This window comes from Bacillus sp. BACIII (assembly GCF_057836745.1).
Genome location: NZ_CM174437.1, coordinates 2,703,187 through 2,724,165, shown reverse-complemented (window position 1 = coordinate 2,724,165; position 20,979 = coordinate 2,703,187). Strand labels below are relative to the sequence as shown.

22 protein-coding genes are annotated in these 20,979 nt (G+C 47.7%); 15 read left to right on the top strand and 7 right to left on the bottom strand.

The genetic code is table 11. The features are described from left to right. Positions 1–74: 74 nt before the first annotated feature. On the bottom strand, positions 75–968 hold the full coding sequence (locus ACXN9U_RS13185) for a cation diffusion facilitator family transporter (RefSeq protein WP_060963683.1): 894 nt from the start codon (positions 966–968) through the stop codon (positions 75–77). Positions 969–1,397: 429 nt separating this feature from the next. Here ACXN9U_RS13185 and ACXN9U_RS13180 point away from each other — a divergent pair, with 429 nt between their 5' ends. The 4 genes from ACXN9U_RS13180 to ACXN9U_RS13165 all read left to right on the top strand — a co-directional run bounded on the left by ACXN9U_RS13180 (position 1,398) and on the right by ACXN9U_RS13165 (position 4,015). Next, positions 1,398–2,018 (top strand): nitroreductase family protein, encoded by a 621-nt coding sequence (locus ACXN9U_RS13180; protein WP_060963682.1) that lies wholly within the window; start codon positions 1,398–1,400, stop codon positions 2,016–2,018. Between the two features lie 24 nt (positions 2,019–2,042). Further along, complete coding sequence (locus tag ACXN9U_RS13175) at positions 2,043–2,981, top strand: ring-cleaving dioxygenase (protein WP_060963681.1); 939 nt, start codon at positions 2,043–2,045, stop codon at positions 2,979–2,981. A gap of 132 nt (positions 2,982–3,113) precedes the next feature. Next, the gene (locus ACXN9U_RS13170; protein WP_007609195.1) at positions 3,114–3,503 is read left to right on the top strand and encodes a DoxX family protein; all 390 of its coding nucleotides are present in this window, start codon (positions 3,114–3,116) and stop codon (positions 3,501–3,503) included. 173 nt (positions 3,504–3,676) lie between these two features. Beyond that, on the top strand, positions 3,677–4,015 hold the full coding sequence (locus ACXN9U_RS13165; protein WP_060963680.1) for a thioredoxin family protein: 339 nt from the start codon (positions 3,677–3,679) through the stop codon (positions 4,013–4,015). 64 nt (positions 4,016–4,079) lie between these two features. Here the strand turns inward: ACXN9U_RS13165 and ACXN9U_RS13160 are convergent, their stop codons facing one another. After that, complete coding sequence (locus tag ACXN9U_RS13160) at positions 4,080–4,463, bottom strand: DUF2512 family protein (protein WP_016936861.1); 384 nt, start codon at positions 4,461–4,463, stop codon at positions 4,080–4,082. Positions 4,464–4,614: 151 nt separating this feature from the next. Between ACXN9U_RS13160 and ACXN9U_RS13155 the strand changes: the two genes are divergently transcribed. From ACXN9U_RS13155 to tatC, 4 genes are all read left to right on the top strand, one after another. Continuing rightward, entirely contained in the window at positions 4,615–5,043 is a 429-nt protein-coding gene (locus ACXN9U_RS13155; RefSeq protein WP_060965079.1) for a cell wall hydrolase, read from the top strand. 261 nt (positions 5,044–5,304) lie between these two features. After that, positions 5,305–7,056 carry an alkaline phosphatase D family protein gene (locus ACXN9U_RS13150; RefSeq protein WP_489201768.1) on the top strand — a complete coding sequence of 584 codons (1,752 nt, stop codon included), beginning with the start codon at positions 5,305–5,307 and terminating at the stop codon, positions 7,054–7,056. A 12-nt stretch (positions 7,057–7,068) separates the two neighbouring features. Then, on the top strand, positions 7,069–7,266 hold the full coding sequence (locus tag ACXN9U_RS13145) for a twin-arginine translocase TatA/TatE family subunit (protein ID WP_489201767.1): 198 nt from the start codon (positions 7,069–7,071) through the stop codon (positions 7,264–7,266). A 60-nt stretch (positions 7,267–7,326) separates the two neighbouring features. Beyond that, positions 7,327–8,055, top strand: coding sequence for a twin-arginine translocase subunit TatC (tatC, locus tag ACXN9U_RS13140; protein ID WP_489201766.1), 729 nt, complete (start codon positions 7,327–7,329; stop codon positions 8,053–8,055). Here tatC and pcp read toward each other — a convergent pair. Beyond that, positions 8,052–8,699, bottom strand: coding sequence for a pyroglutamyl-peptidase I (pcp, locus tag ACXN9U_RS13135; protein ID WP_489201765.1), 648 nt, complete (start codon positions 8,697–8,699; stop codon positions 8,052–8,054). The genes tatC and pcp overlap by 4 nt on opposite strands. Between pcp and ACXN9U_RS13130 the strand changes: the two genes are divergently transcribed. Beyond that, positions 8,678–9,805, top strand: coding sequence for an aminotransferase class V-fold PLP-dependent enzyme (locus tag ACXN9U_RS13130; RefSeq protein WP_489201764.1), 1,128 nt, complete (start codon positions 8,678–8,680; stop codon positions 9,803–9,805). The two genes, pcp and ACXN9U_RS13130, sit on opposite strands and share 22 nt — an antisense overlap. Positions 9,806–9,839: 34 nt before the next feature. On the opposite strand, the gene lmr(B) is transcribed toward ACXN9U_RS13130, so the two are convergent. Both lmr(B) and ACXN9U_RS13120 read right to left on the bottom strand, forming a co-directional pair. Beyond that, on the bottom strand, positions 9,840–11,279 hold the full coding sequence (lmr(B), locus tag ACXN9U_RS13125; protein WP_489201763.1) for a lincomycin efflux MFS transporter Lmr(B): 1,440 nt from the start codon (positions 11,277–11,279) through the stop codon (positions 9,840–9,842). A gap of 37 nt (positions 11,280–11,316) precedes the next feature. Beyond that, positions 11,317–11,883 carry a TetR/AcrR family transcriptional regulator gene (locus ACXN9U_RS13120; protein ID WP_489201762.1) on the bottom strand — a complete coding sequence of 189 codons (567 nt, stop codon included), beginning with the start codon at positions 11,881–11,883 and terminating at the stop codon, positions 11,317–11,319. A gap of 176 nt (positions 11,884–12,059) precedes the next feature. Here ACXN9U_RS13120 and ACXN9U_RS13115 point away from each other — a divergent pair, with 176 nt between their 5' ends. From ACXN9U_RS13115 to ACXN9U_RS13100, 4 genes are all read left to right on the top strand, one after another. Then, the gene (locus ACXN9U_RS13115) at positions 12,060–13,175 is read left to right on the top strand and encodes a type II asparaginase (RefSeq protein ID WP_489201761.1); all 1,116 of its coding nucleotides are present in this window, start codon (positions 12,060–12,062) and stop codon (positions 13,173–13,175) included. A gap of 195 nt (positions 13,176–13,370) precedes the next feature. Then, complete coding sequence (gene estA, locus ACXN9U_RS13110) at positions 13,371–14,015, top strand: lipase EstA (protein ID WP_007409033.1); 645 nt, start codon at positions 13,371–13,373, stop codon at positions 14,013–14,015. 136 nt (positions 14,016–14,151) lie between these two features. Continuing rightward, positions 14,152–15,222 carry a helix-turn-helix domain-containing protein gene (locus ACXN9U_RS13105; RefSeq protein WP_060963672.1) on the top strand — a complete coding sequence of 357 codons (1,071 nt, stop codon included), beginning with the start codon at positions 14,152–14,154 and terminating at the stop codon, positions 15,220–15,222. A 129-nt stretch (positions 15,223–15,351) separates the two neighbouring features. Then, positions 15,352–16,284: an aldo/keto reductase gene (locus ACXN9U_RS13100; RefSeq protein ID WP_016936849.1), complete on the top strand. Its 933-nt coding sequence runs from the start codon at positions 15,352–15,354 to the stop codon at positions 16,282–16,284. 43 nt (positions 16,285–16,327) lie between these two features. Here ACXN9U_RS13100 and ACXN9U_RS13095 read toward each other — a convergent pair whose 3' ends face one another. Beyond that, a complete protein-coding gene (locus ACXN9U_RS13095; protein ID WP_489201760.1) occupies positions 16,328–17,323 on the bottom strand; it encodes a DUF5105 domain-containing protein in 996 nt (331 codons plus the stop codon). 128 nt (positions 17,324–17,451) lie between these two features. On the opposite strand from ACXN9U_RS13095, the gene ACXN9U_RS13090 reads away from it, so the two are divergent. Continuing rightward, the gene (locus tag ACXN9U_RS13090; protein WP_489201759.1) at positions 17,452–18,852 is read left to right on the top strand and encodes a YcdB/YcdC domain-containing protein; all 1,401 of its coding nucleotides are present in this window, start codon (positions 17,452–17,454) and stop codon (positions 18,850–18,852) included. A 200-nt stretch (positions 18,853–19,052) separates the two neighbouring features. Then, positions 19,053–20,411, top strand: a complete 1,359-nt coding sequence (locus tag ACXN9U_RS13085) for a YcdB/YcdC domain-containing protein (protein WP_489201758.1) — start codon at positions 19,053–19,055, stop codon at positions 20,409–20,411. Here ACXN9U_RS13085 and cwlK read toward each other — a convergent pair. Next, positions 20,408–20,911, bottom strand: coding sequence for a peptidoglycan L-alanyl-D-glutamate endopeptidase CwlK (cwlK, locus tag ACXN9U_RS13080; RefSeq protein ID WP_438421147.1), 504 nt, complete (start codon positions 20,909–20,911; stop codon positions 20,408–20,410). The genes ACXN9U_RS13085 and cwlK overlap by 4 nt on opposite strands. Positions 20,912–20,979 lie beyond the last annotated feature (68 nt).

The window sequence follows — 20,979 nt, the reverse complement described above, 5'->3', positions numbered from 1 at the left end:
ACGGGAATATATAAAGAAACAGCACAAAACAAAAAAGCTTGTAGAGAAACATCATTTCTCTACAAGCTGCTTTTTCATTCTTCAAAATAAGGATTCACATGGATGAGCACTTCTTCAACATCTGAAAAGTGTCTTTTGATGTCATTTCGGATTTCGCGGGCAATATCGTGTCCCTGCTTAATCGTCAAATCATGATCCAAAGATAACCGGACATCAAGCAATTTATAGTGGCCGTGTTCTCTCGCTCGGATTTTATCGAGCCGTTTGACTTGAGGACAATGCAAAATAACCGCTTTATATTCCTCTATCAGTTCGGGATCAACACTTTTTTCCATGAGAACGTCAACAGACGGCCTGATTAATTCCATTGAAATCTTAAAAATGAGGTACGCCACGATGACACTGGCAATTGCATCGGCGTACAACAGATAGGACCACCCGCGGGCGTTCCCGATAATCGCCAATAGGACGCCGATAAAAGCGGCAAGAGAGGCAACGATATCGCCTTTATGATCGTATGCAATCGCTATAATCGCTTTACTGTTCCATTTTTCTCCTTGTTTGATCGAATAACGATATAAGATCTGCTTAGCCGCATAGGATATCAGAGCCGCAAACAATGCGCTGTATTGCGGGATGCTTGGACCTTCAACAAAGGACGAAATCGCTTCTATTAGAATATACACGGAAACGAGCACTAATATTATTCCTACAATCGCTTCGCTGATGACCTCAGCTTTGCCATGCCCGAAAGGATGGTCTTGATCGGGCGGCTTATTAGAAATGCCGATGACGGCCAGGACAGCAATCGAGGCCACGACATCTGCTGCAGAGTGTATACCGTCGGCAAAAACGGCTTCACTATCGCCTATCAGTCCAAAAAAGATCTTTCCTGCCATTAAGATCAGATTGGCTATCAATGCAATCAAAGCAACTTTTTTGCTTATTTGTTCTCTTTCACTTGTCATTTTGTCCTCCTATAAAACTGCGCAAAAAAAGAGGAGCGCTTTTGATTCGCTCTCCGTATCCTTTCTTGTGTAATCACTTTGCTTATCATACCAATTCAGTTTCGAGTGGGTCTATAGCAAGGTTTTTTCCTGTTTACTAATAAATAAGGTGACAGAAAAAAAGTTGGAGCAGGGCTAAACAGTACACAGACAAAATGGCGCTGAATTTAAAAATGAACTGTTGACATTTAAGTATTTATCCTTTATTATTATCTTGAATTCAAGATATTTTAATTCGAGATAATTTAATTAGAGTGCAGGATAAGAACCAGACGATCTTTTGAATCACGAAAAGATCAGTGAAGAGAACGTTTCATTTTTTGATTATATGCTATTTGATTTTTTATACGATAATATCTCGAATTCGAGATAAAAGGGAGTGCGAGAGAAATGGCTGAATTTGTACAGCTAGTGAATGAAAGAAGATCTGCAAGCAACTTTCTTCCGGATCATCCAATCACAAGAGATGAACTCAATGAAATGTTTGAATTGGTTGCGTTGACTCCATCAGCTTTTAATTTGCAGCACACAAAATATGTGACGGTTCTTGACCCGGATGTAAAAGAAAAGCTGAAGCAGGCCGCAAACGGACAATATAAAGTGTTTAGCTCATCAGCGGTTCTTTTGGTTTTAGGGGATAAGCAGGCATATCAGCAAGCGGCTGACATCTATGAAGGATTGAAGATGCTGGGGGTATTAAATAAACAAGAGTATGATCATATGGTTCAAGACACCGTTTCGTTTTATGAAAACAGGGGAGAACCATTTAAGAGAGATGAGGCGATAAGAAATGCTTCACTTTCTGCGATGATGTTTATGCTGAGTGCTAAGGAAAAAGGCTGGGACACCTGTCCGATGATAGGGTTTGATGCTGAAGCCGTGAAACAGATTTTGAATATAGATGATCAATTTGAGGTCGTCATGATGATTACAATCGGGAAAGAAAAAACAGAAAGCAGAAGGCCGCGCGGCTACCGAAAGCCTGTGAATGAGTTTGTGGAGTATATTTAACTATTTGTAAAGGAGCGGATAAAAATGGCTAAAAAAACGATGGGAATCCATCATATTACAGCAATTGTCGGTCACCCTCAAGAGAATGCTGATTTCTACGCTGGAGTGCTGGGGCTGCGATTGGTCAAGCAAACGGTCAATTTTGATGATCCGGGTACGTATCACCTTTATTTTGGGGATGAAGGCGGGAAGCCGGGAACAATCATCACCTTCTTTCCGTGGGCGGGAGCCCGCCAAGGCATCATTGGAGACGGACAGGTCGGCGTGACATCTTACGTCGTGCCGAAGGGTGCCATGGCGTTTTGGGAAAAGAGACTTGAAAAGTTCAACATTCCATACACCAAAATCGAGCGTTTTGGAGAACAATATATAGAGTTTGATGATCCGCACGGTCTGCATTTAGAAATCGTGGAAAGAGAAGCAGGGGAAGCCAATACGTGGACTTTCGGAGATGTAACCCCGGATGTTGCCATTAAAGGCTTTGGCGGTGCGACCCTGTTATCAGCACAGCCTGAAAAAACAGGTGAATTGCTAGAAAACATCATGGGGCTTGAGCGAGTCGGTAAAGAAGGAGACTTCGTTCGTTATCGTTCTGCCGGTGATATCGGAAATGTGATTGACCTTAAGTTAACGCCTATCGGCCGCGGACAAATGGGTGTCGGCACGGTCCATCACATCGCTTGGCGGGCTCAGGATGACGAAGATCAATTAGATTGGCAAAGATTCATTGCTGCGCACGGATATGGTGTAACTCCTGTTCAGGATAGAAACTATTTTAATGCGGTTTACTTCAGAGAACATGGGGAAATCTTATTTGAGATCGCCACTGATCCGCCGGGCTTTGCCCATGATGAGTCCCAAGAAACAATGGGCGGAAAACTGATGCTCCCTGAGCAGTATGAACCGCACCGGGCACAAATTGAACAAGGGCTGCTGCCGTTTGAAGTGAGAGAATTAGATTGATTTATAGATGAACGTGAAGCATGAAAAAAAATAAAAAGACATACATTTAACAGATGTTTGCTGGAAGCGGCTGTTGGTAAACAAGCTGCCTTGCAGCACATCCTATAATATGAAACATAAGGAGAGATAAAAATGGAAGATGCAGGACTATTACTTATTCGAATCATGATTGGTGTGGTGTTTCTGTTTTACGGATCACAAAAATTATTCGGCTGGTTTGGCGGATACGGAATTAAAGGAACCGGACAATGGTTCGAGTCAATTGGAGTTAAACCAGGCAATGCCGCGGCCGCTTTATCAGGTCTCGGGGAACTCGCAAGCGGAATTTTATTTATTTTAGGTGTATTCCTCCCGCTCGGAGCTGCTATTATAACGATTATTATGTTAGGTGCTATCGTAAAAGTTCATGGAGCGAAAGGGTTTGCGAACGGTGCCGGCGGTTTTGAATATAACTTGGTGCTGATTGCAGTCTCCATCGGAGTTGCACTCATCGGTTCAGGAGCTTACGCTTTGCATTTTTAATATAAGGATCTAAGAACAGTTACTGAAAAGCGGTAACTGTTCTTTTATGTTTCAAGCACAACGTTCAGGTGCTCTGAATAGCAAAAAAGCGGATATGTTCAATATAAATGTGTATAGTGAATGATATGCATATTGAAAGTCATGAAAGACGAGTCAATTGAAGGAGGAATTTGATGAAAGAGATGGCAGAATTACATTCATTAGATTCTATCGAGAATTTTATTAAACAGCATCAATTCAGTTTTATTTACATTTCAAGACCCGCCTGTACAGTATGTCACGCTGTTCTGCCGCAGCTCAGAAAAGTATTGGATCAGTTTCCGAATATCAAATTGGGGCATATCAATGCTGACGAGGCAGAAGAGGTGGCCGGCAGATTTTCAGTCTTCACTGTCCCCGTGCTTCTTTTGTTCATTGATGGGACTGAGTTTCTGAGAGAAGCCCGCTTTGTTCATTTTGAACAGCTTGAAGAAAGGCTGAAAAGGGTTTATCAGTTATATCAAGATGTATAAAGCGTTTATACCTTTACCAATAAAAAGCCCCCTTTAAGGGGGCTTTTATCCGGCCTTTTTTGCGTTATTCGGACCGGGGCTCTAAAAAACGGGACCCGCCCAAGTCTTTTCTCATCAGATAAATATGGAAAAAATATTCTCCGACCGCGATGATGATGGCGGAAATAAGAGCGGCAAACGCCAGTCTTCCTCCTGAAATGCCCATGGACAGCGGCATTCCCATCAGCCAGACAACAAGAAACGCGATTCCGAAATCAGCGGATGCCGCCGTGATATTATTCCATCTCGGAAGCACGTACAGGTCGCCCGTAAAGTAGGAAACGGCTCCCAACACAATGGTCATCAGCAGCACGTCGCCGAATGTAAAGCGAAAACCTAAGCCGAGTACCAGATACAGAATAATGATGGTCATGATGCCTTTAATGGCAAGCGCTTTAATGTGTTCCATGCGAATTCCTCCTTATGGAAATCATGTTAGTATGTTTCCTCATCACGTGAAATATAAACCTTTTTTTGTGAACATTTGTTTTCTGGCTTTTGGCTGTCATCACTGGGCCGAGGCTGAATATGATGAAGGGAGAAAAACGGGAGGTGTCATGATGGCAGTCGTAAAAGCGTCGAGCGCCGATGTCGATCTAATGGCAAGGCTGCTCAGGGCGGAAGCGGAAGGCGAAGGGAAGCAGGGAATGCTTTTGGTCGGCAATGTGGGAATCAATCGGGTGCGGGCGAATTGTTCTGATTTTAAAGGCCTGCGCACCATCAGGCAGATGGTGTTTCAGCCGCACGCGTTTGAAGCGGTGACTCATGGATATTTTTACCAAAGGCCGCGCGAATCTGAGCGGAGGCTTGCCCGCCGGAATATTAACGGAGAACGGTTTTGGCCGGCTAAATTCAGCCTGTGGTATTTTAAGCCGCCGGGAAACTGCCCGCCGACATGGTACAATCAGCCGTTTGTCGGCAGATTCAAATCCCACTGCTTCTATCAGCCGACAGGGGAAACGTGCGAAAACGTGTACAATACATTTTAATCCCGGAGCACCGTTCTCAGAATGAACGGTGTTTTTTAATTTCTTATGAAGAAAAATAGGAACAAAGTGCGCTTGACGGATGAAAAGCCAAACAGAAACGGAGGGGGTTTTCTCCCGGACGGGAAAGATTTGTCGAAATAATGTGAAAAATGTCTCCCGCCGTTCACTTTCCGCCCTTACAAATCCTTCACACTTCTTCATAACGGTTTAACATTTCTTTTCTATAATGGGGGCGATCAATGAGACGAAAGGGGAACTGACATGACACATGACGGCCGTTTAGATGAATGGATCAAGGAATTGGAGAACAAAAGCTTTCAAAACAATACGTTTGACCGCCGCGCATTTATACAGGGCGCCGGGAAAATCGCAGGCCTTTCCCTCGGGCTGGCGATCGCGCAATCCATCGGCGCGTTTGAAGTGAATGCCGCTCCGAAGTTTTCAAACTATCCGTTCACCCTCGGCGTGGCCTCCGGTGATCCGCTGTCTGACAGCGTCATTCTCTGGACACGCCTTGCCCCGGACCCGCTGAATGGGGGAGGAATGCCGAATCAGGCTGTTCCGGTTAAATGGGAAATCGCCACTGATGAACATTTCCGCCATGTCGTTAACCGCGGAACGGAAATGGCCAAACCGAATCTCGGACATTCCGTCCATGTTGAAGCGGACGGGCTTAAACCCAATAAAGTGTACTATTATCGGTTTAAAAGCGGGCATGAGCTCAGCCCTGTCGGCCGGACGAAAACGCTGCCCGCTGCCGGTGCTGACGTATCCGCCATGACGTTTGCGTTTGCCTCTTGCCAGCAGTATGAACACGGCTATTATACGGCGTATAAACATATGGCGAAGGAAAAGCTTGATCTCGTATTCCATCTCGGAGATTACATTTATGAATACGGGCCGAACGAATATGTGGCAAAGACGGGGAATGTCAGGACGCACAGCAGCGCCGAAGTGTACACACTGTCAGATTATCGCAACCGTCACGCCCAATACCGCTCTGATGCCAATCTGAAAGCCGCCCACGCCGCATTTCCGTGGGTCGTGACTTGGGACGATCATGAGGTGGAGAACAATTATGCCAATGTCATTCCTGAAAAAGGCCAATCGGTTGAAGCGTTTGTGCTCAGAAGGGCTGCGGCTTATCAGGCTTATTATGAACACATGCCGCTCAGACGCATGTCGCTTCCGAACGGCCCTGATATGCGGCTGTACAGGCAATTTTCTTATGGCAATTTAGCATCGTTCAATGTGCTTGATACAAGACAGTACAGAGATGATCAGGCCAACGGCGACGGGAATAAACCGCCTTCTGATGAGTGGAGAGATCCGAAGCGCACATTGATGGGGACAGAGCAGGAGCAATGGCTCTTCGACAACTTAGCCGCTTCAAAAGCGAAGTGGAATGTGCTGGCCCAGCAAATCTTTTTCGCGCAATGGAATTTCGGAACAACCGACAATCCGATATTCAGCATGGATTCATGGGACGGCTACCCGGCGCAGCGGGAGCGGGTCATCAATTTTATAAAAAGCAAAAACCTGAACAATGTCATCGTGCTGACGGGTGATGTTCATGCAAGCTGGGCGTCAAACCTGCATACCGATTTTAATCAAACGAATTCAAAGATCTTCGGAGCCGAATTCGTCGGGACTTCCATCACATCGGGAGGAAACGGGGCGGATAAACGGGCTGATACGGATCAAATCTTAAAACAAAACCCGCACATTAAGTTTTTTAACGATTACCGCGGTTATGTCCGCTGTACGGTGACGCCTGCCCAATGGAGGGTGGATTACAGAGTGGTGCCTTATGTGACGGAGCCGGGGGCTGAGGTTTCCACGCGGGCTTCATTCATTTATCAAAAAGACCAGACGGGAATTCGGAAGGTCTCACAGGCAGCGGTTGCAGGCGGCTTAAAGCAGTCAAATGAGGTGGAAGAGGATCGTTTCTTCGCCCATAACAGTGCGCATGAAAAGCAAATGAGACAGAAACGGGCCAAAATTTCACAATAAGGGGGCATACTTATGTTTTCAAATATCGGCATTCCCGGGTTAGTCTTGATTTTTGTCATCGCTTTGATCATTTTCGGGCCTTCAAAGCTTCCGGAAATCGGCCGTGCCGCCGGCCGCACGCTGCTTGAATTTAAAAGCGCCGCAAAAACACTGGTCTCAAATGAAGAGCCGGACAAGCAGACGGCTGAGAAAGACAAAACGGCAGGCTGAATCCTGACACGGGGGAGAGATCCGCTTCTGCCCCTTCTTTGATATAAGGAGGATGTACGATTGGATAAAAAAGAAACCCACTTGATCGGGCATTTAGAGGAAGTCCGGCAGCGTCTCATTAAAACCGTTATCGCCTTTCTCGTGTTTTTTATCGGCGCATGCTGGTTTGTGCAGGATATTTATGACTGGCTGATCAAGGATTTGCATGGAAGGCTGGCCGTTTTAGGGCCGAGCGAGATTTTATGGGTGTATATGATGATTGCGGGAATATGCGCCATTACGGCAGCAATTCCGGTTGCGGCCTTTCAGCTCTGGCGTTTTACGTCGCCGGCTTTGACCCCGTTTGAACGCCGCGCCGCTTTGCTTTACATTCCGGGGCTCTCAGTTTTGTTTATTATCGGAATTTCCTTCGGGTATTTTGTGCTGTTCCCGATTGTGCTCGGATTTTTAACACAATTATCCGCCGGCCATTTTGACATGGTATTTACGGCGGACAAGTATTTTACCTTTATGCTTAACATGACATTGCCGTTCGGGTTTTTGTTTGAAATGCCTCTGGCCGTCATGTTTCTGACGCGGCTCGGGATCGTGAACCCATCCCGGCTGGCAAAGGCGCGGAAGCTTTCGTATTTTTTGCTGATCGTCGTCTCGGTGCTGATTACGCCGCCGGATTTTATGTCTGACTTTCTCGTCATGATTCCGCTGCTCGTCCTCTATGAAATCAGTGTGACGCTGTCCCGCATCGTTTACCGAAAGAAGAAATGGGCCGAGACGGCGTCAGCTGCTTAGTGAAGCTCGCCTCCGCCGGTTTCAATATCGTCCTCATGCGCCGCGGCGGTCACCGCGGCGATTTTGAGTGCTTTTGTGATGTGATCCAGGCTGAGGCTCGGCGCGGACTTCTGCAAGGTTTGTTCCGGAATGTACGGGATGTGAATAAACCCGCCCCGGATGTGCGGCTGATGGCGGCTGATTTCATCCATCAGCCCGTAAAAGAGATGATTGCATACAAACGTCCCCGCCGTGTAGGATACAGCCGCGGGAATGCCTTCCTTTTTTATTTCTTCAACGATCCGTTTGATCGGAAGGCCAGTCCAGCAGGCCGCGGGACCGCCTTGAGAAATGTTTTCCCCGACAGGCTGATTCCCTTCGTTATCCGGTATGCGCGCCTCATTCAGGTTGATCGCGACCCGTTCCGGCGTGACCTGCATTCTGCTGCCTGCCTGTCCGGCACAGATGATAATGTCGGGCTGATGTTTCTTGATTGCCTCCCGCAGCACGGCAACGGACTTATAAAAAACGGTCGGCACTTGTTCAGATACGATAGCAGCGGGGCCTTCAGCGGCACCGTCCAGCTGTTTGACCGCTTCCCATGAAGGATTGACCGTTTCCCCGCCGAAGGGGGAAACATGCCTTGAATTCGTCTCTGGCGCCATACCGATCTTTATTTCCGGCGCTCCGCACACATACGATGCTCGCCAGCTGCTCCCAAAGCGCTCTTGCCCGGCCGGTTTCAAAAGCGATCAATGACTACCAGGAAAGCCTGCTTCAGCATGGCGGAAACTGGGATGAAGCCATGGACCGCACGGAGCAGGCAAGGTGTGAATTTGCGAAATTAATCGGCGCTCAGCCTGAAGAAATCGCCATTTTACCTTCAGTAACGGCTGCCGCCTCTGCCGTCGTCTCAGCTTTACCGGATTGCCGAAAGAAGCAGGCGGTGTATACGGAATTGGATTTTCCGGCAATCGCCCACATTCTGAAGGCGCAGACTGAGATGGAGCTTTCAGTCATCCCGTCTGAAGAAGGAATGATCCCATTAGAGCGTTATGAAACGTATATCACGGAGCAGACGCGTATCACTTGTGTTCCGCATGTGTCCTATACATCCGGTTTTGTCCAGAATATGAAGCGCATTGCCGAGATATCCGCAAAGAAGGGATCGCTTCTTTTTGTCGATGCTTATCAATCGGCGGGGCACATCCCGATTGATGTAAAAGAATGGGGAGTCGATATGCTCGCCGCGGGCGCGAGAAAATATATGCTCGGCATACCGGGAACGGCGTTTCTCTATGTCAGAAAGGAACTTGCCGAACGGCTGAAGCCGAAAGTCACCGGGTGGTTCGGACAGCAGCGGGAGTCGATGCTGGATTTGACCCGTTTTTCTTATGCGGACGGAGCCAAGCGCTTTGAGACCGGAACCCCGGCATTTATCAGCATATATGCGGCACAGGCGGCTTTATCCCTTTTAAACGATGTCGGCACAGACCGCATTCATCGGGAAGTAAAAAAACTCAGCGCATTTGCGTATGAATACGCTTCTGAAAAAGGACTGACTCTCACAGGCCCGCCGTCTGCCGATGACAGACCCGGCATGATTTCCATACGGGATGAAAAAGCGGCGGAGACTGCTGCGCTTTTGAAGCGGAAAAACATCGTATGCGCACCCAGCGGACAAATCATCCGGCTGGCGCCTCATTTCTATAACACGGCAGATGACCTTATCTGTGCGATTGATGAACTGGCTGAAGCGCTCAAGATATAAAAAACAGCAGACCCGCGGAGAGTCTGCTGTTTTCTTATGAGTGATTCACTTTGACCCGTTTCATAAAGAAAGCGCTGATCAGACCGATAACGGCGACAATCATTGCGAAGATAAAGGCGTGCTGGACGCCCGCAATCAGCGCGTGAGAGTATGCGGAAGGATCATTCGGGTTTTTCGCGGTGCTCATATAATTCTTCTGTCCGGCAGCCATGATGCTGACCGCCACCGCAGTGCCGATTGCGCCGGCCATCTGCTGGAGCGTATTCATAATGGCTGTTCCGTCCGGATAAAATTCCGGCGGCAGCTGATTTAAGCCGTTCGTTTGCGCCGGCATCATGATCATGGAAATTCCGATCATCAGGCATGTATGAAGCACGACAATCAGAAGCGCCGTTGAAGCGCCGTTAATGTTTGAGAAAAACGAAAGCACGGTTGCCGTGATGACAAACCCGGGAATGACAAGCCACTTCGGTCCGTATTTATCAAACAGACGTCCCGTCACCGGAGACATAAAGCCATTTAAAATACCGCCCGGAAGCAGGATGAGCCCGGACGTAAATGCCGTCAGCAGCAATCCGCTTTGTAAATACATAGGCAAGAGAAGCATTGTTGATAAGATAACCATCATACAGATAAATACAATCACGACACCGAGAATAAACATCGGATAGCGGAAAGCGCGCAGATTCATCATCGGCTGTTTCATTTTCAGCTGCCTGATGGAGAATAAAATGAGCGCGATCGCACCGACAGTAAGCGAACCGATAACCGTCGGGCTTGACCAGCCGCCTGATCCTTCGCCCGCATTGCTGAAACCGAAGACGATGCCGCCGAATCCGATCGTGGACAGAATAATGGAAAGCACGTCAATTTTCGGCTTTGTAATGTCGGATACGTTCTGCATGTAGGCGATGCCGAATAAAAGAGCCAAGACGAGAAACGGCAGGGAAATCCAGAAAATCCAATGCCAGTTCAAATGCTCTAACACAAGCCCTGAAAATGTCGGACCGATCGCAGGAGCGAACATGATGACAAGCCCGATCGTCCCCATCGCCGCTCCGCGCTTATGCGGCGGGAAGATGACGAGGATCGTATTAAACATCAGCGGCAGCAGCAGTCCGGTTCCTAAAGCCTGCACGATTCTTGCCGCCAAAAGAAACGGAAAGCTCGGCGCAAGCGCTGCAATCAGCGTGCCGATAATGGAAAAAGCGAGTGAAACGATAAACAGCTGTCTCGTCGTAAACCATTGCAAAAGCAGACCTGAAACCGGGACAAGAATACCGAGAACGAGCAGATAGCCCGTCGTCAGCCACTGGACGGTCGCGGGAGTGATATGCAGCTCCTTCATCAGGTCGGTCAGGGCAATATTCAGCGCCGTTTCACTGAACATGCCGATAAATCCTGCCATCAGCAAAGAAATCATGATAGGCATCACTTTATATTGTTTGGAAGGCTGAGCGTTTTCCAAAATCATTCTCCTCTCTTTCTATACGTAACATGTCTCTTGTATTTTATGTCTTCAGCAGGTTGGGGATTTGTTTGGAAATATGGATGATCGGCATTTTGTCTTTTTTAGCTAAAGACAAAATGATGCCGCCTTCTATCATGGCATTTAAAACAGTGCTGATTTCCGCCGCTTTCTCATCGGAAAAACCGGCTGATCTCAATTTGCCGGCGAACAGATTCTCCCATTCCTGATAAGCGCATTGACAGGCCTGCTGGAGCTTTTCGCTCGTTAAAGCCGTCTCGGCAGCCAGTAAACCGACAGGAAACCCTTCGAAATTCTCCGGACATGTGAATTGGCTTGATAAGTCCTGTAAAAACACTTGAATGCTTTCCGCAGGGTCGGGATAGGCATCAAGGCTTTCTTTTATTTTCATACGGATATAATGGCTCATTTCTTTGACAGCCTCAATGGCGAGCTGCTCTTTGCCGTCCGGAAAATGATAGTAAAGAGAACCTTTCGGCGCGCCGCTTTCTTTAATAATCTGATTCAGTCCCGTGCCGTAATACCCCTGAAGCTGAAACAGCCTGGTTGCCGCGGCGAGGATTTTTTCACGAGAATCTCCATAACTCATAATGTTCCCACCTTACTGATTGATGACAAATTTAAAATATAGTGACTGGTCTATTATCTTGATTTCCTATGACGGTGTCAAGGATTTTTACAGTTATTTTCTTCGGAAGATTGCCTGACAAGCGCGTTGACCGATGAGAGGGAAATCTTCATAAATAAAGAAAAGGAGAGAAAAGAATGAAAAAACAATTCATGCCATTCATTACATTTATCACGGCTCTATTCTTCATAGCGGCCGGCTGCTCCCAATCTCCTCAAGTGAAAGAAACACCGCACCAGATGGCAGCCGCAGCCTCAGCCAAAAAAGACAGACTGCCGAATATTAAAATTCTTGCCACCGGCGGCACAATTGCAGGGGCTGCTCCTTCAAAGACGTCCGCCACGGAGTACACCGCAGGGGCAATCGGAGTTGATGCCCTGATTCAGGCCGTTCCGGAGATGAAGGAGATCGCGCATGTCAGCGGAGAACAGATTGTGAATATCGGCAGCCAGAATATGAATAACGAGACCCTGCTGAAACTTTCAAAACGGGTAAATAAGCTGCTCAAGTCTGATGATACAGACGGCATTGTTATTACACATGGAACAGACACACTTGAGGAAACCGCCTATTTTCTCAATCTGACGGTCAAAAGTGACAAACCCGTCGTTGTCGCCGGGTCAATGAGGCCGTCCACGGCGATCGGAGCTGACGGGCCGTCCAACTTATATAACGCGGTAAAAACCGCGGCTGCGCCTGATGCGAAAGGCAAGGGGACGCTTGTCGTATTAAATGACAGAATCGCTTCGGCGCGATATGTGACAAAAACCAATACAACCGCGACCGACACATTCAAATCGGAAGAAATGGGTTATATCGGTACGATTGCTGATGACATCTATTTTAATAACATCATGACCCGAAAGCATACGAAGGATACAGATTTCAAGATAGATAAACTTGATAAACTGCCGCAGGTCGATATTATATACGGCTATCAAAATGACGGAAGCTATCTCTTTGAAGCCGCCGCAAAATCAGGGGCGCAAGGCATTATTTTTGCAGGCCCGGGAAACGGCTCAATGTCTGATGCGGCGCAAAAAGGCGCCGTAAAGTCGGTCAAAAGCGGGCTGGCGGTCGTCCGCTCCACAAGGACGGGAAACGGGGCGGTAACACCTAATCGAGAGTATGAGAAAGACCATCTGACAGCTTCAAACTCTCTCAACCCTCAAAAAGCGCGGATTCTGCTGATGCTCGCGCTGACAAAAACGCATGACCCTAAGCGGATTCAAACCTATTTCAATGAGTACTAGGAGAAGAGCACCATGTGTTCTCTCCTTTTTTTGTTTGCCGTATTAAAGCATAAGTGTGCTTTTGGGAAAGGGGCGTCTTTCTCATTTTTCCGCCTCTTTTTCAATTGTTGAAAACAGGAAAAAATACTCTATTTTTTCCTTTTCTTCTCTAATAGAATGAAAATTGCAAAAAATTACATAACAGGGGGAAAGTTCATGAAACAAATCAAAAGCAAAATCCTAGCGATTCTTACAGTCTGCATGCTGTCCGTCATTTCCGTATTTGCCTTCCAGCCGACCGTATCGAAAGCCTCCTCAGAGCATAACCCGGTTGTCATGGTCCACGGAATCGGCGGGGCGTCCTTTAACTTCGCGGGAATCAAAACGTACTTGGCATCCCAAGGCTGGTCAAGAAATGAGATGTACGCCATTGATTTTCTGGACAAAACCGGAAACAACAGACACAATGCACCGAGACTGTCAAATTACGTGAAAAAAGTGCTCAGCGAAACAGGCGCGAAAAAAGTCGATATTGTCGCGCACAGCATGGGCGGCGCCAACACACTCTATTACATTAAAAATCTTGACGGCGGGGACAAAATCGCAAACGTCGTCACACTCGGCGGAGCGAACGGCCTTGTGACCAACAGAGCGCTTCCGGGAACTGATCCGAACCAAAAGATTTTGTATACATCGATTTACAGCTCAGCGGACTTAATCGTCCTGAACCCGCTGTCACGGCTGATCGGCGGGAAAAACGTGCAGATTCACGGTGTCGGGCACATCGGACTTTTAATGAACAGCCAAGTAAACGGGCTGATTAAAGAAGGTCTGAACGGCGGCGGACAAAATACAAATTAACTGTTTCAAAGCCCCGGAGAAAGAGAAACTCCCGGGGCCTTTTTTTCTTCCAAATTCTTTTTTAGCCGTAAACCAAGCTCTCTGAAGTTATTTTTGTTAAAATAATAAAGTTATATCAGAATTCGGAGGGTTTATTGTGGGAAAAGTGAAAAGAAATGCCCCTTGCCCATGCGGCAGCGGGAAGAAATATAAAAAATGCTGCGGAAGTAAAGCAGCAGCCATTCCGGCAGACATCGCGGCAAAAGAAGCGAAACAGATTCAGGAAAGCCTAATGGAGTACGCCTTTACAGCACATAGAGACGGCATATCATCATTTATTAACCAGCACGAGTTCATTGCGGAGCTGGACAGACAGACAAAAGACATCGGAGTCTTCAACCTCGGTATCTGGGGGATTTTCTTCCGACCGCTGGCAGGCGGCAAGACGATTTTTGAAGAATACCTTCAGAAAAAAGCCGGCGGCATCAACCGTCCGAAAACACGGGAAATCGTTGAATCATGGAAAAGCATGACACCAGCGGTTATGGTGCTTGAAGATGTGAAAGAAGGAATGATTCACTTTGAAGATGTGATGACGAAAAAACAATTCAAAGTGGAAATGGACGTCAGCCAGCAGGATCTTCCGCCGGAGGGAAGCCTGATTCTCGGCTATCCGATCCACGAAGCGGAAAAAGCGGAGTTCTTCATGCAATTTACGATCTTCCCTGTGACGCGGACCGAAGCTTTGATCAGCAAAGTGAAGAAGGCGGCGGCCCCGGCCCTTGCGGAAGGAAAATCGCCTGAGCGCTTTATGGAGGAAAACTTCGACACTGTGCTGGCCGCTCTTTTAGGAACTGCAGAAGAGCCTGAGCAGGCTGCTGAAGAAAAACAGACAGAGTGGGCAAACGACATGGAGAAAGAAACGGCAGACGCCATTGAAAAAGGCCTGAGCGGGGATGAATACCCTGCTGAGCTGGTTCCGGCCGTTATTGATCTGTGGAAAACGTTCTGTGTCAAAAAAGCACCGACGATCAGAAAGCCGGAAGCCTTCGCGGCGGCGGTCGAATATTATGTAAACAGCATTTCTCTGAACGGCGCGTCCGTTTCTCAAGCGAAGCTGGCGAAGAAGTACGGCGTCAGCGCCTCAACGATTTCCAGCCGCTATAAGGAAATCGAGGGTGCTCTCACGGATGAAGCCGAACGCTTCGCCGCAGCTCTGACATCTTAATACACGGCAAAAAAACCTTGAAGGGCAAACGCTTTTCAAGGTTTTTTCTGTAGATAGGTTCTCAGGCAGGATAATTCTTACCGTCTATCTAATACTAAACAGAGGTATAAAAGGAAGGAGACCTGGGCAATGGAGGAAACACGTACGCTCGGCAGGACGGATTTACGGGTAAAGCGTATCGGTTTTGGCGCAAATGCGGTCGGAGGACATAATCTGTTTCCAAATCTCAATGATGAAACGGGAAAAGAACTCATCCGCACAGCATTGGATGGCGGCGTCAATTTTATTGATACGGCGTTTATATACGGTTTGGGGCGGTCAGAAGAGTTAATCGGTGAAGTTGTCGCAGAGCGCGGCGTGCGGGACAGCCTCGTCATTGCCTCAAAGGGCGCGCACAAAGAAGTCAACGGGCAGATCGAACTGGACAACAGCCGTGAATTTCTTCGAAGTGAGGCGGAAAAAAGCCTAAAGCGGCTGAAAACAGATGTGATTGATCTGTACTACGTTCACTTCCCTGACGGAAAAACACCGCTGTCCGAGGTGGCGGGCACGTTAAAAGAACTGAAGGACGAAGGGAAAATCAGAGCAATCGGCGCGTCCAATCTCAGCTTCGGGCAACTGCAGGAGTTTAACGCGGACGGCTATTTAGAGGTTTTTCAGTCGGAATATTCACTGATTCAGCGTGAGGCGGAGCGCGATCTGCTGCCTTACTGTGAAAAGAACGGCATTTCCTTTATTCCTTATTTCCCGCTTGCTTCCGGCTTGCTGACGGGAAAGTTTACAAAAGACACAGTCTTTGAGGACAGCCGAAAGAACAGGCCGCCGTTTCAGGGAGAAGCTTTTCACCAAAACCTGGAGAGAGTGGATAAGATGCGGGCCGTTGCTGAAGAAAAAGGCGTGCAGACAGCGCATATCGCACTCGCGTGGCTTCTGTCGCAGCCTGCGGTGGATGCAATCATTCCCGGAGCCAAACGCCCTGACCAGCTGAAACACAATCTGGACGCGCTTGATGTGCAGTTAACCGAGGACGAGGTTCAATATATCAGTGACATCTTTAAGTGAAAATAAAAAAAGGAAATAGCCTGCGCTATTTCCTTTCTTGTTGTCAGGACGTTTTCAAAAACGCTTCCGTCAATCCTTCCAGATCGGCATCTGTATCCAGATACCACTGGCCGCGGGCATTTTTCTTCATTTCAATTTCTTTTGTCACTGAAGAAGAAGCCGGTTTCAGGCGCATAAACTCTTCTGGATAGACAGAAAGCAGGTGGCTGACAATGTCGTTTTCATCAGCATCGGGGTGCTTTCCGGCATAGTCTTGTACGCGGTCTTGCAGCCTGCCCGCAAGCGGAGACATATCAAGCGGCGTCACATTGGCTTCAAGGACGGCTTTTTTGCCTGACATGGATTTGGTATGCACCTTGAGCTCTGTGTTATCCCGCAGGGCTGATGACATGGCGTCAATAATAGCGGAAATGGCTTTTGAATCCGCCTGTTCCTGTGAAATGCCTGCTGAAGCGATAAAGCTGGCTTTCGCCGATTCCTGATATGCGGCGGCCGTCATTTTTTCATTTACACCGGTCAGGCGGGTGAAATCTTTATTGTGCTTGCCGTACAGCATCACATCAATGTATGCGGATAATGCGTCCGCCGGTTCAGGTTTTGCTTTTGAGGCTGTGCCTTTGACTTTCAGTTTATAAGATAAAGGCTTCGCGTCTTTTGCCTGCGGCTGATATACCAATTCATATGATTTGCCTTCGTCAGCCGTGAAGTACAGATTGCCCGTCACTGTCTTGCCCGCATGAAGCGTGCCGCTCTGCATCTGGTCTTCCTTATCGGCCGCCGCTGTTTTCGCGTCATTCTGGTAAAGCGAGAAGTCGCTGCTTTTGACGGTAAGCGGGTCTTTGCCTGTATTTTTGACGGTGACCGTTACTTTAAGCGCGGCCGGATGTTCGGTATCGTCTGAAGCGGCCCACGCCGTATCTTTTATATTCACTTTCGCCGTGCCGCTTTCCTGGCCGCTGCTCGTTTCGCTGCTGCATGCGGCGGTAAATGCCGTGAGAAGCAAAATGAAAAACACGGCGCTCATTTTTTTGATGGACATCTGGTTTACCCCCTGTTGTTGTAATGGTTGATTCAATAGTCACGAAGAAAGGCAGGTTAATTATACTAGATTTGTTTAAAAGAGTCTTGGTAATCATTAATCTTTTTGGAAGAAAAGGAAGTGTTATGATGAAAAAAGAAGAATTGAAACAGCTGGCTCTCAGAATCGGAAACGTACCTGCAGGCTACGAGAGTAAGGTGGAAGAATACCAGGAAGATGAGGTTCTGTTTTGGTGGGAAGACAAGAATGATCCGGAAGCCGGCATCATGGTCGAATTGGACCGGGACGGAAAACTGAAATCCTTATCCCGTCCGGCTTTTCGGACTGATCTGCCGCCTCTTTCGGAATCGGACATAGAAGAACGGATGCGGGCGTTTGCAGAAACCCATCGTCCGGGGGCATTGGCTGAGTTCGAATGGGAGAAAAAAAGCTCCGTAAATGATGGTGATGTGAGATATTCCTATGTTCAGATGGCTGACGGTCTGCCGCTTCCGCTGACCGGGTTTTACGTCGACCTGGCTGTGACAGGGGAAGTAACCGGCTTTTCTTATCATGGGAGGGCGGATGAGCTGTTAAGACCCGGGACAATTGCGGACAAGCGGGATGCATTGGATCACTTTGTCAAACAAATAGAAGCAGAGCTATTGTTCACCGTACTGCATCAGTCCGTCTATGTGCAGGGGGATGACAAGCCCCATCTCGTCTATGAAATCGTGTCTCCGACGCGGCCGATATCGGCTGACCTGAAGGAAGAGAATGAAGAATTAGAAGAGTGTGAAGAGCTGGAAGACGACACGCGTCCGTATGTCCCGATTTCACGCCCTGCACCTGAAGCGGAAAAGATGAGCATCAATGACATGATCGGGCTGCATGACGGTTTTTATAAAGAGAGGGAAACTGATCTTGGAGACGGCCGCATCGGCATTGCCTGGCGTCCTGAAAAAACAAAATTCGTACGGGAAGATAAAAGTTTAGAAAGTCTGTTAAAAGAGCGGAGTGAACACGTATTGAAAACAATGCATGATAAAGAATCGGGCCGGCTCACCGGGGTAATGTCATTTATACAAAGTGAAGGCGGACCGGAGTTTTCCGAGGAAGAATGCTATCACATGGCCATCCGTTTTTTATTCGCCATGTTTCCGGAAGCGGATCAGTATTTCCGGGTTCAATATGATGAACCGGATGATGAAGGAGAAAACGTGGGACTTACATATAAGGCTTGTTCGGGCGGCGTTGATTTGCGATTCGGAGAGGGGAGAATCTGCGTCAGCAAAAAGACGGGTCTTGTCACTGTATATATGCCGCCGGAAATTGATCCGAAAGAGCTTGATCATATCGATCCGGTTCCTTCATTGACAATGGAAGAGGCGAAGGACGCGATCCGCCGGAATATCAAAGCCGAGCTCGCTTGGAATCGTTGTTACGATGACGACAGCGGCGGAAATGTGTACAGGCTCGTATACAAGCCGGTTTTCCCGCGGTTTATTGAGGCGCATACGGGAGAAGTGATTATGAGTTTAATAGGCTGAAGGTCATAGGTGTTCGTCCCGGGGCTTTCGTGGGAAGCGTGACATTTGTATGAAAAACAGCCGCTTTGAATACGGCTGTTTTCCCTCTTTGCTAAAAATAGACACATAAAAGGCACTTTCTTCCCTTTAAAAGGATGAGGACGTTTTTATATAATAAAAAACAGTTCTTTTTTATACACTCTTCTGAAAGGATGACCCCATTGCTGAAAGAACATCTGAGAAAAAAAGCGCTGGAGATCGGGAACATACCGCCGCACTATGAGCTTGAAATAGAAGATTTTGATGAAAAACAAAAAACGAGAGCCTATTATATATGGAAAGATCGCAACCATCCGGACAAAACGGTAACGATTGAGCTGGGCGGCGACGGATCTTTGCTTGCATATTCGCGCAATGACCGTCCGGATTCAGACATTCAGCTGTCAGATGCCGAATTAAAGCTGACGGCTCTTCGGTTTGCGGCCAGACACCGCCCGCTTACTTTTATGAACTTCACTTTTCAGGCGAGGGAAGAACGCAATGGGTGCATCCGTTTTAACTATACAAAAAAAGTGTTCGGCAGGCCGCTTCCCGATTCGGGTTTTTTCGTTGATGTAACCGAGAGCGGCTTCGTCGTGCAGTTTATCTATTATGGGGATAAGGGTGAAGCGCCCGTCCCGGAAACATTCGTCGATCAGGAAAAAGTGATCTCGCATTATATGAGCGGGCTGTCATTCAGTCTCGTCTATGACGTTGTCAATTTTGAGAAAACGCCGCGTCTCGTCTATGAACCGATCCTGCCGGCCTACAGCTATCCCGCCGGAGAAGATGAAATCGTTCCGGATCAGCCGCTTTGCGAAGACAGAAACGAACCGGCAAAACCGCTTCCCGCGCTTAAACATAAATGGGAAGCCAGCATCTATGAATTGATGGGGTTTACCGCGGATATGATTCAGACGCGCCGCCGCGGCCTCGGAGATGAGATCGGAACGACATGGCGGAAAGGGTCAGTTCCGGAACGGAAAGATTTGAGTATAGAAAGCTATTTTGAAAGCAGCAACAAAAATACAATGAAGATGAAAACGGACAAAAAGACAGGGAAAATGACGGCCTTTAAATCTTTTATTGAGCATGCGGGCCCGGCCGTTTATTCAGCAGAAGAGTGTGAGGAAGCCGCACTTCAGTTTTTATACAAGCTTTATCCGAGAGCGGACGAGTTTTTTAAAATGAATCCGCTGAAAACGGACGGCAGAGGCCGGTTCCGCTTCCATTTTTCCGTATGGTATCGGGATATTCCGCTCCGTTTCGGCGCTGCGAGGATCATTGTCAGTCCCGTAACCGGGCTTGTGGAAGCTTACATGGCGCCTGATATTGATCCGGAACAGCTGGAGCGGATCAATCCGGTACCGGCCGTTACCCTTGAAGAAGCAAAGGCCGCTTTTTTATCTGATTTCCATCTGCAGCTGGAATGGCAGCGCGATTTTACGCCGTCCGGCAGTGAAGGGTATAAGCTTGTGTACAGGCCTGTATATCCTCCGTATATTGATGCGCAAAAGCGAAAAAAGAAAAGGTTTTATTAGCCAGGGATCATTTGTAAATGAGGATAATCTTTAAAGCCTCTCCAATCGCCTCCCCAATCAAAACCGAGCGTTTTGGCAATCGATACGACCTCAAGCCAATCGGGCGTGCCGTTTCGGTTTCCGTCGTACGTCATATCCCAAATCAGGCTGCCATCCTTTTTCTGCAGGGCGAAGTCGATGGCAAGGCCGTAATTGTGGTATGATTCTCCGCCTTTTGCGTAGGTGACGATGTTTCCTTTTTTTGAACGTCCTTGACGGTACAATTCGTTTTGTTCCTCAATTGATCTGAAACCCTCTGTGATAATGACGGTGATGCCTTTTTTCAGTGCGGCCGTCTGCAATAATTGCGCATTTTGTTTAACGAGCGGATGAAGATCGCTTGGTATGTCTCTTTCCTGTAATGCTGTTTGCGGCCTCAGTTCTTTCTGCACATAGGAAAAACATAGGTCTGCGGAAAAGAAGAGGATGAAAATCAGCGCTATTCTGGCTGGTAATCTCATGGCGGAATACTCTCTTTCTTTAATTGGTTAAAATCTTTGTTTGCTCACTGTTATAAATTTGCTATGAT

What these genes read in the sequence shown, in the direction of transcription:
- ACXN9U_RS13185 (WP_060963683.1), bottom strand. Translation starts at nt 968, where the DNA reads ATGACAAGTGAAAGAGAACAAATAAGCAAAAAAGTTGCTTTGATTGCA.
- ACXN9U_RS13180 (WP_060963682.1), top strand. Translation starts at nt 1,398, where the DNA reads ATGGCTGAATTTGTACAGCTAGTGAATGAAAGAAGATCTGCAAGCAAC.
- ACXN9U_RS13175 (WP_060963681.1), top strand. Translation starts at nt 2,043, where the DNA reads ATGGCTAAAAAAACGATGGGAATCCATCATATTACAGCAATTGTCGGT.
- ACXN9U_RS13170 (WP_007609195.1), top strand. Translation starts at nt 3,114, where the DNA reads ATGGAAGATGCAGGACTATTACTTATTCGAATCATGATTGGTGTGGTG.
- ACXN9U_RS13165 (WP_060963680.1), top strand. Translation starts at nt 3,677, where the DNA reads ATGAAAGAGATGGCAGAATTACATTCATTAGATTCTATCGAGAATTTT.
- ACXN9U_RS13160 (WP_016936861.1), bottom strand. Translation starts at nt 4,463, where the DNA reads ATGGAACACATTAAAGCGCTTGCCATTAAAGGCATCATGACCATCATT.
- ACXN9U_RS13155 (WP_060965079.1), top strand. Translation starts at nt 4,615, where the DNA reads ATGGCAGTCGTAAAAGCGTCGAGCGCCGATGTCGATCTAATGGCAAGG.
- ACXN9U_RS13150 (WP_489201768.1), top strand. Translation starts at nt 5,305, where the DNA reads ATGACACATGACGGCCGTTTAGATGAATGGATCAAGGAATTGGAGAAC.
- ACXN9U_RS13145 (WP_489201767.1), top strand. Translation starts at nt 7,069, where the DNA reads ATGTTTTCAAATATCGGCATTCCCGGGTTAGTCTTGATTTTTGTCATC.
- pcp (WP_489201765.1), bottom strand. Translation starts at nt 8,699, where the DNA reads ATGGCGCCAGAGACGAATTCAAGGCATGTTTCCCCCTTCGGCGGGGAA.
- ACXN9U_RS13120 (WP_489201762.1), bottom strand. Translation starts at nt 11,883, where the DNA reads ATGAGTTATGGAGATTCTCGTGAAAAAATCCTCGCCGCGGCAACCAGG.
- ACXN9U_RS13115 (WP_489201761.1), top strand. Translation starts at nt 12,060, where the DNA reads ATGAAAAAACAATTCATGCCATTCATTACATTTATCACGGCTCTATTC.
- estA (WP_007409033.1), top strand. Translation starts at nt 13,371, where the DNA reads ATGAAACAAATCAAAAGCAAAATCCTAGCGATTCTTACAGTCTGCATG.
- ACXN9U_RS13100 (WP_016936849.1), top strand. Translation starts at nt 15,352, where the DNA reads ATGGAGGAAACACGTACGCTCGGCAGGACGGATTTACGGGTAAAGCGT.
- ACXN9U_RS13095 (WP_489201760.1), bottom strand. Translation starts at nt 17,323, where the DNA reads ATGTCCATCAAAAAAATGAGCGCCGTGTTTTTCATTTTGCTTCTCACG.
- ACXN9U_RS13090 (WP_489201759.1), top strand. Translation starts at nt 17,452, where the DNA reads ATGAAAAAAGAAGAATTGAAACAGCTGGCTCTCAGAATCGGAAACGTA.
- cwlK (WP_438421147.1), bottom strand. Translation starts at nt 20,911, where the DNA reads ATGAGATTACCAGCCAGAATAGCGCTGATTTTCATCCTCTTCTTTTCC.